We start from the raw sequence: 14,419 nt of genomic DNA on the forward strand, positions 1-14,419 counted from the left end.
GAGGCGGACGTGGATCGAGACGATGCGGCCACGGCGCCTGGCGATCGGATAGCCATAGTCGGACGCGCGGGCCGGTTCCCCTCGGCGCGCAACGTCGATGAGTTCTGGGCGATGCTGCGCGACGCCCGCGTCGCCTCGCAGCGCCTCACCGACTCCGACCTCCTGGCGCGCGGCGTCAGCCGTCGCAAGCTTGCCGATCCGAACTATGTGCGCGTGGCCAACGTCCTGCCGGACATGGAGTATTTCGACGCCGGCTTCTTCGGGTTCTCGCCGCGCGAGGCGTCGATCCTCGACCCCCAGCATCGGCATTTTCTGGAGTGCGGCTGGGAGGCCCTCGAGGACGCCGGCTATGTGCCGGAGAAATTCGATGGCCGCATCGGCGTGTTCGCCGGTTCGGGCATGCAGGCCTACCTGCCGTTCAACCTGCTCAGCAACCCCGACCTGGCCGAGGAAATCGGCCTGTTCCTGTTGCGCCACACCGGCAACGACAAGGACTTCCTGACCACCCGCCTGTCGTACCTGCTGAACCTCACCGGGCCGTCCGTCGCCGTGCAGACCGCCTGCTCGACATCGCTGGTGGCCGTGCACACGGCCATGTCCTCGTTGCTGAACATGGAATGCGACATGGCCATCGCCGGCGGCGTGACCATCGAGCTGCCGCACCATGTCGGCTACACCTACACCGAAGGCGAAATCCTCTCTCCGGACGGTCTCTGTCGCGCCTTCGACGACGACAGCAAGGGCACGGTGTTCGGCTCCGGCGTGGCGCTGGTCGTGCTTCGCCGCTACGAGGACGCGGTCGCCGACGGCGACGACATCAAGGCCGTGATCCTCGCCAGCGCGGTCAACAACGACGGCTCGGGCAAGGCCAGCTATCTCGCGCCGTCGGTGGACGGGCAGGCGGAAGCCGCGGCCGAGGCGCTGGCCCTCTCGGGTCTGTCGCCTGGCGACATCTCCTATATCGAGACCCATGGAACGGGGACGCCGATCGGCGACCCGATCGAGCTCGCCGCGCTCCAGCAGGTCTATGGCGGCGTGCAGAAGGCCGGCATCGGGATCGGCTCGGTCAAAACCAATATCGGCCACCTCGACACCGCCGCAGGCGCCGCCAGCCTGATCAAGGTCGTCGAGGCGATGCGTCACCGCACGCTGCCCGCCAGCCTGAATTTCTCTAAGCCCAACAGCCGCTTCGACTTTGACGCCAGCCCGTTCCGCGTGGTCGCCCAAGGCGGCGCGTGGGAGCCTGGCGGTCCGCTGCGCGCGGCGGTCAATTCGCTCGGCGTCGGGGGCACCAACGCCCATGTGATCGTCGAGGAAGCGCCGAGGCGCGAAGTCCTGGCCGATGACGGCGCCTGGAAGCTGTTTCCCTTCAGCGCCCGCACGAAGGCCGACCTCGACCGGACCCGCGAGGGGTGGGCCGCCTGGCTCGGCGGCGAGGTTCCAGCGTTGCGCGACGTCGCCTTCACCCTGCGCGAGGGCCGCCGCGCCTTCGGCGAGCGCTTCGTCGTGGCCGCCCGCAATGCGCAGGAACTTCAGGCGGCGATCGGTGCGCGCAGCACCGCCTATCGCCAGCAGGGCAGCGCAGGGGACCCGGCTCCACGCATCGTGTTTCTCTATCCGGGCGGCGGCGCACAGTACCCCGGCGCCGGCGCGGGAATGCTGGCGTCCTTCCCGGTGTTCGCCGAGGCGGTGCGCACGTGCTTCGCCGCCCTGCCGCCGAGCGCGCCTGCCGATCTCTATGAGGTCATGTTCCGCCGCGAGCGGGGCGACGCAGAGGCCAAGGCGAAGCTCGAGCGGTCCGGCTATGCGATCCCGGCGCTGTTCATTCTCGAGTACGCCTACACCCAGCTCTGGGCGTCGTGGGGCGTGAAGCCCGACGCCATACTCGCCCACTCGGTCGGCGAGTATGCGGGCGCGGTCGCCGCCGGCGCCATGCGGCTTGAAGATGCGCTGAAGATCGTCGCCCTGCGCGGCAAGGTGATGGACGAGGCGCCTGCGGGCGCGATGACCTCCGTGCCGCTCTCGGCGGACGCGGTGCGGCCCTATCTCGGCGACACGCTGGACGTCGCCGCCATCAACACCGACGAGACGACAGTCCTCTCCGGCCAGACCGCCGATATCGAGCGGCTGGAACAAGACCTCGCGAAGGCCGGCCTGGAAGCGCGCCGCATCCACATCGAGGTCGCGGCGCACTCGCGGCAACTGGACGGTCAGCTGGAGCCGTTCCGCGCCGGGTTCGCGGGCGTGCCTTTTGAAAGGCCGGCCGTGCCGATGGCCTCGTCGATGCGAGGGGGGTGGGCCGAAGGCGAGGATCTTTGTTCCGCCGAATACTGGGTTCAGCATCTGCGCAACACCGTGCGCTTCGCCGACGCAGCCCGCACGGTGCTGGACGGCCAGCCGAGCATCGTCATCGAGGTCGGGCCAGGCCAGACGCTTGGTCCCTTGCTGGAAGCCTGCAAGGCGCAGCCCCGCGCGGTGCTCTACTCCTCGCCGCGTCCGCGCGATGACAGCGACGAAGCCGGCGTCGCGCTTGCAGCGCTTGGCGGGGTTTGGGCCAATGGCGTGGATCTCGATTGGTCGCTGGCTGTCCCGTCGGATGGCGCGCGCGTGTCGCTGCCGACCTACGCCTTCGCGAAAGAGCGGCACTGGGTCGAGCCCGGTCGCGGGCTCTCCCGCGACGACGCGGACGAGGCGCCTCAGCTCGCGCGTCGGCCGGACCTCGCGCAATGGTTCGAGGAACTTGGTTGGAGCGAACAGCCGCGCCATGGCGCAACGCCTGGCCTGGACGGCGACTGGTTGGTGTTCGCCGGCGACGACGCGCTTTCCGAAGCCGTGCTCACGCGCCTCAGCGCGAAGGGGGCGCGCGTTGTTGCGGTCCGCGCCGGCGCCGGCTTCGAGCGCGGCGAGCATGGCTTCAGTGTGCGTCCCGACGCCCAGGAAGACTTCGATGCGCTGGCCGACGCGCTGCCATCGGCGCCCGCTCGCACCCTCTACCTTTGGGGCGCGGATCCCCGGCTTGGCGGCCAGGCGTTCTCCGGCGCCTACCTTCTCGCCCGCCTGCTGCAACAGACCGAACAAGCGACGCACCTGACCTTCGTCGTCCAGGGCGCGGCGGGCGTTGCGGGCGAGCCGGCCCCCAACCCGCAGGCTGACGTCTTGCTGGGCGCGGTCCGGGTCGCCCCGCGTGAAATTTCGGGCCTGACCTCAGTTCTGGTCGATTTCGGCGAGGGCGCCGACCTGGACGCCCTTCTGGCGGAAGCAGCCGCCCCCGGCGAGGCCGACCATGTGGCTTTGCGCGCGAGCCGCTTCGTGCGCTCGCGCAACGCCGCCCCGATCGCCAAGCCGCAGGATCTGCCGCAGCGCCTGCGGAAGAACGGCGTCTATCTGATCACGGGCGGCGCTGGCGGCATCGGCCGCGAAATGGCCCGCTGGCTGGCCGAGACGGCGCAGGCGCGGCTGATCGTGCTGTCGCGCAGCACCAGCGAAGACGTCGCCCTCCGCGCCGCAATCGAGGCCCACGGCGGCGAGGTCATGTTCGTCCAGGCCGACCTCGCCGACCCCGATGCGACGGCGCAGGCGCTTCAAGCCGCGGCCGAACGCTTCGGCGCCCTGAACGGCCTCATCCATGCGGCGGGCGTTCTGGACGATGCGCCCCTGGCCCTGCAGCCGCTCGAAACGGCGCTTGCTGTCATGGAGCCGAAGCTCACCGGCGCGCGCACCCTCGATCGGCTCTATCCCGAAGGCAGCCTCGATTTCTTCGCGGTCATGTCCTCGACCTCGGTTCTGCTGGGCGGCGTGGGGCAGACGTCCTATGCGGGCGCCAATGCGGCGCTGGAGGCCATCGCAGCCAGCCGCAAGGACGGGTTCTCGATCGCCTGGGGCGCATGGCGCGACATCGGCATGGCCGCGCGCGCCTATGGCGCAGGGTCGGTCGCGGGCGGCGACGCCCTGCTCGGCGTTCGCACGGATGTCGTGGACGGCTCCGTTCTCTTCGAGACCGTCATCGACCCGGAAACCGACTGGCGCGTCGCCGAACACGTCGTGGACGGCCAGCCCGTCCTCCCCGGCGCGGCATTCATGGAGCTGGCATATGCCGCCGCGCAGGCGGTGATGGCGCAGCGTCCCTTCGCGCTCGACGCGATGCAATTCACCTCCGCCATGACCTTCGAGCGCATGCCGCGCCGGGTCGCGTTGCGGCTTATTCCCGCGCCGGAAGGCTACGAACTGGCGATCGAAAGCCGCGCCGGGGCGAGCGCCGAGCCGGTCGAGCACATGTCCGCGCGCATCGTTGCGCTGGCCTCCCCCGCGCCCCGTCCGGCGCCGGCAAGCGCTTCCGACGCGCCGGTTTCCAGCTTGAGCGGTCAGCCCGTGCAGGGCGGCCTGATGGGCTTTGGTCCGCGGTGGAACTGCGTCGGCGACATCCGCGTGGCGCAGAACCGTGTGACGGGCGAGTTCGCCCTGGCCGAAGCCTTCCGCGGCGACCTTGCCGTTCACCCGATGCATCCTGCCCTGCTCGACATGGCCGCGACGATCGGCCTGGCGATGCTTTCGTCGAACGGCCAGCTCCATGCGCCCATGTCGGCTGGCCGGATGCAGGTCTTTGCGCCGCTGGCGGACCGCATCGTCGCCCATGCCGAGCTCATCGCCAGCGAGGCAGGGCGGTTCGCGTCGTTCAGGGTCGCCATCTGCGACATGGACGGCGCCGTGCTGGTGCAGATCGAGGACTTCGCCCTGCGAGCGGTGGCGACCGGCGGGCTCGCCGGCGCACAGCCCCGCCAGAGCATCGGCAGTCAGATACTCGCCGCCGGCATCCGTCGCTTGGACGCGCCGGAGCTGTTCGCCCGCGTGTTCGACCATGCGGCCCGTCAGATCGTGGTCTCGCCGGTTTCGATCGACCTGATCCGGCTCGCCATGCTGGAAACCACGGACGTCGGCAAGCCGCAGCGCCAGGCCCGGCCCGAGCAGGAAATCGCCGATCCGGTGACGGCGCGGCTGGCCGGCATATGGCGCGATATCCTTGGTGTTTCCGGCATAGCGCCCGAGGATGACTTCTTCGCGCTGGGCGGCCATTCGCTGAATGCCGTGCGGATGATCGCGCGGGTGCGCAAGGACTTCGGCGTGTCGCTGCCGCTCGGAAAGCTGTTCGAGGCGCCGCGCCTCGAAGCCTTCGCCGCGCTGCTGGGCGCCGGCGCGGTCGCGCCCGCACAGGCGCCGACGAGCAGCGCGGCGCGACGTTCAGGACCGCATCGGATCGGCATGACCGAAGGTCAGCGCGAGATCGCCGGCAGCATGCTTGTCGATCGCTCGATGCTCATCGCCTACAACCTGTCGTTTTCCATGCACGTCGCGGGCCGGATCGAGTTTCCGGCCTTGCGCACCGCGCTGGCCGCGCTGGTCGACCGCCACGAGGTGCTGCGCGCGTCCTTCGATCTCGAAGGCGCGACGCTCACCATCGACCCGCAAGGCGGCTTCGAACTGGCCGAGAACGATCTCTCCCGCCTCGGCGCCGAGCAGGCCCAGGCGCAGCGCGACGTGCTTCTGCGCGAGGCGGCCGGCGCTCCGTTCGACCTGTCGCGCGGCCCGCTGCTGCGCGTCCTGTCGCTGCGCCTGCCGGAAGGGCGTTCGGAACTGGCGCTGATCGTGCATCACATCGTCTGTGACGGCTGGTCGGCCGGCGTGCTGATGCGCGACCTCGCTGCGCTCTACACCGCGGCGCTGCAAGGCCAGCCCGCCGCCCTGCCGCCCGCTCAGGGCGTCAGCGACCTGGCCGAGGCCGAAGCGCAATGGGCCGGCTCCGCCGAGGCCGAGACCCATCGCCGGTTCTGGCTGGATAAGTACGCCGGCTCGTTGCCGGTCATGGACCTGACCTTCGACAAGCCGCACCCGGCGACGCCGACGACCGCGGCCGCGCGCGTCGTCAGCCGGCTCGACGGCGACCTGGAGGCGGCGTTGCGCCGCGTCGCCCAGAGCGCCGACACCTCGCTGCGCAACCTGATCTTCGCCAGCTTCCGCTACTATCTGTCGCTGATGACGGGCGCGCCCGACGTGGCTGTCGGAATTCCGGTCGCCGGTCAGGTCGGGCACGGGCTGGAGAACGTCGTCGCGCACGGCGTCAGCTTCCTGCCGGTGCGCGCCGTCATCGACCGCGGCGCCTCGCTGCGCGACCTGCTGCAACAGGCGCGCCGTGACCTGCTCGAGGCGGTGGAGCATCAGAACTACAGCCACGGCGCGCTGGTGCGCGACCTGCACACGCCCCGCAGTTCGGCCCGCCATCTGCTGGCGCCGGTGGTGGTCAACATCGACGGCCTCGCCGAGCTGGAGAGCATCGCCCTGGGCGCGGCCCCGGCCCGCATCGAGGTCAACTCGACCGGGCATGAGTTCTTCGACCTGTTCTTCAATCAGTTCGACGCGCCCGGCCGCGTGGAGCTGACCTGGAACTACAAGACCGATCTCTTCGACGAGGCCACCGTCCGGACTCATGCCGGCAATCTGCTGAGGCTCCTTCAGGCCATCGCCGAAACGCCCGATGCGATGGAGCGGCCCGTCGCCGCCCTCTTGTCCCACGGCCGCGAGATCGCTCCCGCCAGCGGCGCGCATGCCGATCCTGGAGCCGCCGGGCCGCAGACGGTCACCGAAGTCTTCCACGGCGTCGCCGCCAAGTACGCCGACAAGATCGCCGTGCGCTTCGGCGATCAAACCCTGACCTATGCCGAGCTAGATCGGCGGTCTGACGCGCTGGCCGCGATGCTGGCCGCATCTGGCGTCCGCCCCGGCCATCTGGTCGGGATTTCGTCGCACCGCTCATTGTCGCTGGTGGTCGCGGTGCTGGGCGTCCTCAAGGCCGGCGCCGGCTACGTGCCTTTCGACATCAGTCTGCCGGAAGAGCGCCTGCGCTTCATGGCCCGCGACACGGGTATCGCCGTCCTGCTCGGAGCCTGCCCCCCGGCGGTGAAGGAAGGCGTGCGCGTCGTTCACTGGAAGGACTTCCCGCAGGCGCCCGCCCCAGCGCCCGCCGTCGAGATCAGCGGCGAGTCCATCGCCTATGTGATGTTCACCTCCGGCACGACCGGCGTGCCCAAGGGCGTCGTGCTGCCGCATCGGTCGATCATCCGGATGCTGCGCGACACCGACTGGCTGCAAATGTCAGACGAGACGGTCACGCTGCACTCCTCGTCCTTCGCCTTCGATACGTCGATCATCGATCTCTTCGCGTCGCTGCTGCACGGCGGAACGCTCGTGGTGCCGCCGGATGGGACGCTCTCGATCTCGCAGCTGGCCGACGCCATCCAGAGCCACGGCGTCAACACGCTGTGGCTGACATCGGGCCTGTTCCACGCCGTCGCGGACGTCCGCCCGAAGACGTTCTCCGGGGTCAGGCAGGTGGTCGTCGGCGGTGATGTCGTCTCGCCCGTCCATGTCGCACGCGTCATGGCCGCCTGTCCGAACGTCGCCGTCGTCAACGGCTACGGTCCGACCGAAAGCAACGTCACCAACGCGCACAAGGTCACGCAGGCCGATCTGTCGCGCGGCATGCCGCTGCCCATCGGCCGCGCTGTCCCCGGCACCCAGATCTACATCCTCGATGCGAACCTGCGCCCGGTTCCCGACGGCATCATCGGCGAACTCTGCATCGCCGGGCGCGGCCTGGCGCTGGGCTACTGGAACCGCCCCGAGCTGACGGCGGAGAAGTTCGTCACCGCGCCCTGGGACCCGGCGCTCAAGCTCTATCGTTCCGGCGATCTCGTGCTGAACCCCGGCGACGGCGTCCTGCGCTTCTTCGGACGCGCCGACACGCAGGTGAAGATCCGCGGCTTCCGTGTCGAGCTGACCGAGATCGAGCAGGCGCTGGACGCCCATCCGGCCATTCGCCAGTCCGTCGCGGTCGCCGCCGTGCCGCAGGGCCAGTCGGACAAGGTGCTGGCCGCCTACTTCGTGGCGCATGGCGCGGCGCCCCAACCCGCCGAACTGCGGGGCTTCCTGGCCTCGCGCCTGCCGGGCTTCGCCATTCCGACCTTCTTCGTGGCGGTGGACGAGATCCCGCTCAACGCCAACGGCAAGCCGGACCGGCGCGCTCTGCCCGCGCTGCGCAGCCAGAGCGTCGCCGCCGACGCCGATGCGACGCCGCGCGGCGGGACCGAGACCAGGCTGGCTGCCATCTGGTCATCCGTCTTGGGCGAAAAGGTCACCTCGGCCTCTGCGAACTTCTTCGCCCTGGGCGGACACTCGCTGCTGGCCGTGCGGCTGTTCGATCGCATCCGCAGCGAGTTCGGGCACGATCTGCCGATCTCGACCCTGTTCAGCAACCAGACGCTGCGCGAACTCGCGGCCTTGCTCGAAACCTCCAGCCCTGCGCCTGCCGAAACCAATCCCGACGCGGACTGGGATACGAGCACCGTCATCCATCCCGGCCCCAATCGCGACAGGCGCCCTCTGTTCATCGCTGGCGGCGTCGGCGGCAACGTCAACAACCTCATGGAGCTGGGCGCGCAGCTGGGGGTCAATCGCCCAGTGGTGGGCTTCCAGACGCGCGGGGTGCTCGGTCACCGGCCGTACGAGACCATCGAGGAGATGGCCGCCGCGAACATTCGCTACCTGCGCCTGCACCAGGCCAGGGGCCCATATCTGCTGGCGGGATATTCCGGCGGCTCGTTCACGGCGTTCGAGATGACCCGCCAGCTCGAGGCCGCTGGCGAAAAGGTCGAGCGGCTGTTCGTGCTCGACACCTATGCGCCGGGCTTCGCCAAGGAGTTCCGGCCGGTCGTCAAGCTGGGGATGGGCGAGCGGCTGCTCGACGAATTCCAGTTGCTGCGCAGCGAGGGCCTGCCGCAGTTCTCCGAGCGGCTCACCAAGGCCGTGCGCAGCAGGATCTTGCGCGGTTCGAACCTGCGGCTCTTCAAGAACTCCAGCCTGTCGCACTCCCGCTATCAAGTGATGCGGGACATCTGGATGGCGGCGGCCCGCAAGTACGAAGGCGGCAAGATCAGCGCGCCTGTCACGCTGTTCCGCACCCGGCCCAAGCGCCTGGTGGCGCGCCGGACCCTGGAGCTCGACCCCACCCTCGGTTGGGGGGCGGTCTCCAATCCCTCGACCGTCGAGACGCCGTGGGTCGAAGGCGACCACATGGGGATGCTGAAGGACCAGAACGTCCAGCTGCTGGCGAAACTGATCGAAAGCTTCATCGCGCCTCAGGGCGACGAGGGCGCGACAGACCTGGATATGAAGGCGTCCATCGCCTCGGTCAGTCCAAGCTGGGTCAAGTCGGCGTGATGGCCGCCCTCGATCTCCAGATACTCTTTCGGACCAGGGACCTCGGCAAATAGCTGGCGCGCCCGGGCGACGGGCAAGGCCTGGTCCAGCGCGCCATGCACGATGAGCTTCGGGGCGCTGATGGCGCGTATGTGGTCCACATTGTCGTACCGCTCGGCCCACATCACCTGGCAGAACGGGAAGCCCTTGTAGGCGTCCTGGTAGTAGAGGCAGGCGCGATAGGGGGCGGCTTCGAACACCACGGCCTCGAACGGACGCGCCGCCGCCAGGCGGCTGCCGACCCCCGCGCCCAGGCTGAAGCCATGCAGGACTCGGGCGGTCGCCGGCAGGCCCATCAGGTCGTCGAGCTGGTCATAGAAGGCCAGGGCGTCGCGGGCGAAGTTCATCTCGCTGGACTTGCCGCCCGTCGCGCCCGAACCGCGATACTCCATCATGGCGATCCCGAAGCCCCGATCGCGCAGGGCGCTAAGCCGCTCGAAGGATGCGTCCACGCCCGCGCCATTGCCATAGAAGCTCATGATCACGGGCTTGCCGGGCTGGGGCAGGGCCAATCGCGCTCCGATCATCTGGCCGTCGCTCGATCGAAATTGAACGGCCCTCACGCCGTCGGCGGCCGGCGGACTGCTGCGAGGAAACTGATAGATGCCGTAGGCCTGGAACGCCCAGACCCCCGCGAACATCAGTGCGGCCAGTGCAGCGGCTGCGATCAGGGCGGCGATCGCAAGGTTCGGCATCGACACGTCGGCGCTCCTGAGAACATCCAGAGAGTGTAGTCTACGCCGCCTCAGCCCTTCAGCACCAACGGCAGTCCCGCGACGACCAGCACCGCGCGGTCGGCGGCGCTCGCCATCGCCTGGTTCATCCATCCGGCTTCGTCGCGGAAGCGGCGGGCCAGGGCGTTGTCGGGCACGATCCCCTGGCCGACCTCGTTGGAGACGACATAGAGCGCGGCCGGACTGGCCTTCAGCGCCGCCGTCAGTTCGGCGGTCTTCTGGCTCAGGTCGGCGTCGGCCAGCATGTGATTGGTCAGCCAGAGCGTCAGGCAGTCGACCACCGCCACGTCGCCTGCGCCCAGCGCCCCCACGGCGCGGGCCAGCTCGAAGGGCGCCTCGATCGTCACCCAGCCGTCGCCGCGCTCGGCCCTATGCCGGGCGATCCGCTCGGCCATCTCGGCGTCATGCGCCTGCGCCGTGGCGACCATCACCCGGCGATTTCCGAAATGGTTCGAAGCCTCTCGCAGCGCATAGCTGGTCTTGCCGGAGCGCGCGCCGCCGAGGACGAAGGTCAGGCTCATTTGGATTGACGCTCCGCATGGCAAAGCCTAGGCAGGCCCCGCGACAGGTTCCCCGAGAGGGGATTAATAGGGAACTCAGGTGTGAAACCTGGGCTGCCCCCGCAACTGTAAGCGGCGAGCCCGCGCGTCATATGCCACTGGACGACAGTCTGGGAAGGCGGCGCGCAAAGGCTGTGACCCGTGAGCCAGGAGACCTGCCTGACGCGGTCGTCCTTCGTACGCTCGGTGGGAGCGCGCGAACGGGGAATTTTCCCGAGAGACGGCGTCCGTCGACCTGCGTGCAAGCGCGGGTCATGTCGTCATGCGTCAGGGGGATAACCCGATGAAGTACGTTCTATTCGCCACCACGGCCGCGCTCTGCGGCCTCGCCACCAGTGCGCTCGCCCAGACCGCCGCGCCAGTCGCCATCGCCAGCGTCGGCGAGCTGGTGGTCACCGCCAACCGCAATCCGCAGGCCGCCGACCGCGTCGGCCAGAGCGTCAGTGTGCTCGATCACGAGACTATCAAAGCCGCCCAGACGGTCGACGTCTCGACGCTGCTGTCGTCGATGCCGGGCGTGTCGTTCTCGCGCAACGGCGGGGTCGGCGGTTCGACCTCGGTCCGTATCCGCGGCGCCGAGGCCGACCAGACCGTGGTCATCATCGACGGCGTGAAGCTGAATGACCCGTCGACGACGGGCGGCGGATACAACTTCTCCAACCTGCTGGCCGGCGACATCGGCCGCATCGAGGTGCTGCGCGGCGCGCAGTCGACCCTGTGGGGCAGCCAGGCCATTGGCGGCGTCGTCAACATCATCACTCGCGAGGCGACCGAGCCGTTCGAGGCCGACCTCGCCGCCGAAGCCGGCTCGATGGGCACGACCTACTTCCGCGCCGGCGCGGGCGGCAAGACCGAGCGCCTGGCCTGGCGCCTGGCCGCCGGCCGCTATGACACCGACGGCGTCTCCTCCTACCGCCTGGGCGATGAAAAGGACGGCTACGAGAACACCGGGGTCAGCGGCCGCGCCCTGTTCACCGCGACCGAGAACCTCTCCTTCGACCTGCGCGGCGTCTACTCCAAGGGCCGCAACGGCTTCGACGGCTTCCCGCCGCCGACCTACAGCTTCGGCGACACCCCCGAGTACGGCGAGACCGAAGAGTTCGTCGGCTACGGCGCGGTGAACTTCAACCTGCTCGACGGCGCGCTGACCAACCGCGTCGCCTATGCCTACACTCGCACCAACCGCCAGAACACCAATCCGGACCAGGCGGTGACCACCACCACCTTCGACGCCCGCGGCGAGAACAAGCGCTGGGAGTACCAGGGCGTCTGGACGATCAACGACGCCTGGACCGCGACCTTCGGCGGCGAGACCGAGGACGCCTCCATGCGCACGGCCTCGCCCAGCGAGTTCGTCCCCAATCCGCCGGTGACCCGCGCCAAGGCCGGTATCGACGGGATCTACGCCCAGGTGCAGGGTGAAGTGTTCGCCGGTCTGACGCTGACCGCTGGCCTGCGCCGCGACAGCCACGACACCTTCGGCGACGCGACCCTCGGCCAGCTCGCCGCCGCCTGGTCGCTCAACGACGGGAACACCGTGCTGCGGGCCAGCTTCGGCCAGGGCTTCAAGGCGCCGACCCTCTATCAACTCTATTCGGAGTACGGGAACCTGGCGCTGGAAGCCGAGGAAGCCGACGGCTGGGACGCCGGGATCGAACAGCGTTTCGCCGATCGGTTCATGGTCCGCGCGACCTGGTTCAACCGCGAGACTGACAACCAGATCGACTATTTCTCCTGCACCTCGACCACCACCGACCCGATGTGCTTCGTGAACGGCGTGCGCCGCTTCGGCTATTACGCCAACACCGCCCAGACCAAGGCCCACGGGGTCGAGCTGGAAGGCAGCGCCGATCTTGGCCCGCTCGACGTCAGCGCCAACTACACCTGGACCGACACCGAGAACGCCTCGCCGGGCAACGTGAACCGCGGCAAGCACCTCGCCCGCAGGCCCGAGCATCAGGCCAACATCCAGGTGACCTACACCTGGGAGAATGAAGCCAGCCTGGGCGGCTCGATCCGCTATGTCGGCAAGAGCTACGACAACGCCGCCAACAGCTACACCCTGCAGAGCTACACACTGCTGGACCTGCGGGCGTCGTATCCGGTCAACGAGACCTTCGAGGTCTATGGCCGCGTCGAGAACGCCTTCGACGACGATTATGAAACCACCCGCAACTACGGCTCACCGGGACGTGGGGTCTATGCCGGTGTCCGCGCCAGCTTCTGATCCAGACGCGGGGGTTTTCCTCCGCCACGGCGGCCGGCTGGCCGCGGCGAGGGCTGCGTTTCCGGACGCGCCCGCGCCGTGGCTTGACCTGTCGACGGGGATCAATCCGCGGCCATATCGCGCGCGGCGGGCCGATCCGGCGGCCTTGCGCCGCCTGCCCGATCCGGAGGAGGTGGCGGCTCTCGAGGCCGCCGCCGCCCGCGCATTCGGCGTCGCCCCCGACCGCGTGGTCGCCGTCCCAGGCACGGAGGCGGCGCTGCGCGCCCTGCCGCGTATTCTCGGCGCCCGCTCGGCGGCGATCGTCTCGCCGACCTATGGGGGTCACGCCGAGGCCTGGCGCCTGGCCGGGGCCAAGGTGACCTGCATCGACGCAAGCCAGATCGCCGCCTCGGCGGCCGAGGCGGTGGTGCTGGTCAATCCGAACAATCCCGACGGCGCCGCGGTCGCCGCGCCCGACGTCGGCGAACGCTGGCTCATCGTCGACGAGGCCTTCGTCGAGACCGCGCCGCACCTCAGCGTCGCCGCTGCGGCCGGTCCGCGCACCATCGTCCTGCGTTCGTTCGGCAAGTTCTACGGCCTGCCGGGCGTGCGCCTGGGCTTCGCCATCGCCGAGCCGGGCCTGGCCGCGCGCATCGGCGCCCAGTTCGGCGACTGGCCGGTCGGCGCCGAGGCCATCGCCGCGGGCCTTTCCGCCTATGGCGACCACGCCTGGGCCGAGCGCACGCGAGTGCGGCTGGCGCGGGACGCGGCCCGCCTGGACGCGCTGCTGACCGCCGCCGGTTTCGAAGTGCTGGGCGGAACCTCGCTCTTCCGGCTGGCGGCGTCGGCGGACGCGCACCGACGCTTCACCGCCCTGGCGCGCCGCGGCGTGCTCACGCGGCCCTTTCCCGATCAGCCGACCTGGCTCAGGTTCGGCCTGCCGAAACCCAAGGACTGGCCGCGCCTGAAGGCGGCTCTGGAGGGCTCTAGCCGATGAGCGACGACGAAGACCGCAAGAACGAAGAGCACAAGAAGGCCATGCAGGCGCTCAAGGCCGAGCGCGACGCCATGATGGCCGAGAAGACCGACGAGGCCCCCGGTCTGCTGCTAGTCCACACCGGCGACGGCAAGGGCAAGTCCACCGCCGCCTTCGGCATGGTCGCCCGCGCCCTGGGCTGGAACCAGAAGGTCGGGATCGTCCAGTACATCAAGGGCAAGTGGATCACTGGCGAGCGCCAGTTCTACAAGCGCTTCCCCGAGAACGTCCGCTACGAGATCATGGGCCAGGGCTTCACCTGGGACACCCAGGACCGGGCCCGCGATATCGAGGCCGCGCAGGCCGCCTGGGCGACCTCTCTGGAGATGCTGCACGACCCCGAACTCGACCTCGTCATCCTCGACGAGCTGAACATCGCGCTGCGCTACGACTATCTCGACATCGCCAAGGTGGTCGCCGACCTCCAGGCCCGCCCGCGCGACAAGCACGTCGTGATCACCGGCCGAAACGCCAAGCCTGAACTGCTCGCCATCGCCGACCTGGTCACAGAGATGACCCTGGTCAAGCATCCGTTCGAGCAGGGCATCAAGGCCCAGCGGGGCATCGACTTTTGAGC

Annotated in this window: 6 protein-coding genes and 1 riboswitch; of the genes, 4 read left to right on the top strand and 2 right to left on the bottom strand. The window is 69.3% G+C overall.

The annotated features are described in order from the left end of the window. Positions 1-9: 9 nt before the first annotated feature. The gene (locus ASC79_RS15625) at positions 10-9,267 is read left to right on the top strand and encodes a hybrid non-ribosomal peptide synthetase/type I polyketide synthase (protein ID WP_056022527.1); all 9,258 of its coding nucleotides are present in this window, start codon (positions 10-12) and stop codon (positions 9,265-9,267) included. Here ASC79_RS15625 and ASC79_RS15630 read toward each other — a convergent pair. Further along, entirely contained in the window at positions 9,186-10,007 is an 822-nt protein-coding gene (locus ASC79_RS15630) for an alpha/beta hydrolase (RefSeq protein ID WP_056022521.1), read from the bottom strand. The genes ASC79_RS15625 and ASC79_RS15630 overlap by 82 nt on opposite strands. A 44-nt stretch (positions 10,008-10,051) precedes the next feature. After that, complete coding sequence (gene cobU / locus ASC79_RS15635; protein ID WP_056022518.1) at positions 10,052-10,561, bottom strand: bifunctional adenosylcobinamide kinase/adenosylcobinamide-phosphate guanylyltransferase; 510 nt, start codon at positions 10,559-10,561, stop codon at positions 10,052-10,054. A gap of 28 nt (positions 10,562-10,589) precedes the next feature. Beyond that, a riboswitch (cobalamin riboswitch) is annotated at positions 10,590-10,778 on the top strand. 105 nt (positions 10,779-10,883) lie between these two features. Here cobU and ASC79_RS15640 point away from each other — a divergent pair. From ASC79_RS15640 to cobO, 3 genes are read left to right on the top strand one after another with little or no spacing between them, the layout of a single operon-like run. After that, on the top strand, positions 10,884-12,827 hold the full coding sequence (locus ASC79_RS15640; RefSeq protein WP_056022515.1) for a TonB-dependent siderophore receptor: 1,944 nt from the start codon (positions 10,884-10,886) through the stop codon (positions 12,825-12,827). Beyond that, positions 12,808-13,803, top strand: coding sequence for a threonine-phosphate decarboxylase CobD (gene cobD / locus ASC79_RS15645; protein ID WP_235528766.1), 996 nt, complete (start codon positions 12,808-12,810; stop codon positions 13,801-13,803). Before ASC79_RS15640 ends, cobD begins: the two co-directional genes overlap by 20 nt. Further along, positions 13,800-14,417: a cob(I)yrinic acid a,c-diamide adenosyltransferase gene (gene cobO, locus ASC79_RS15650; RefSeq protein ID WP_056022509.1), complete on the top strand. Its 618-nt coding sequence runs from the start codon at positions 13,800-13,802 to the stop codon at positions 14,415-14,417. Before cobD ends, cobO begins: the two co-directional genes overlap by 4 nt. Positions 14,418-14,419: the final 2 nt, after the last annotated feature.

The sequence above is a fragment of the Phenylobacterium sp. Root1290 genome, assembly GCF_001425305.1.
Taxonomy (GTDB): Bacteria; Pseudomonadota; Alphaproteobacteria; order Caulobacterales; family Caulobacteraceae; genus Phenylobacterium.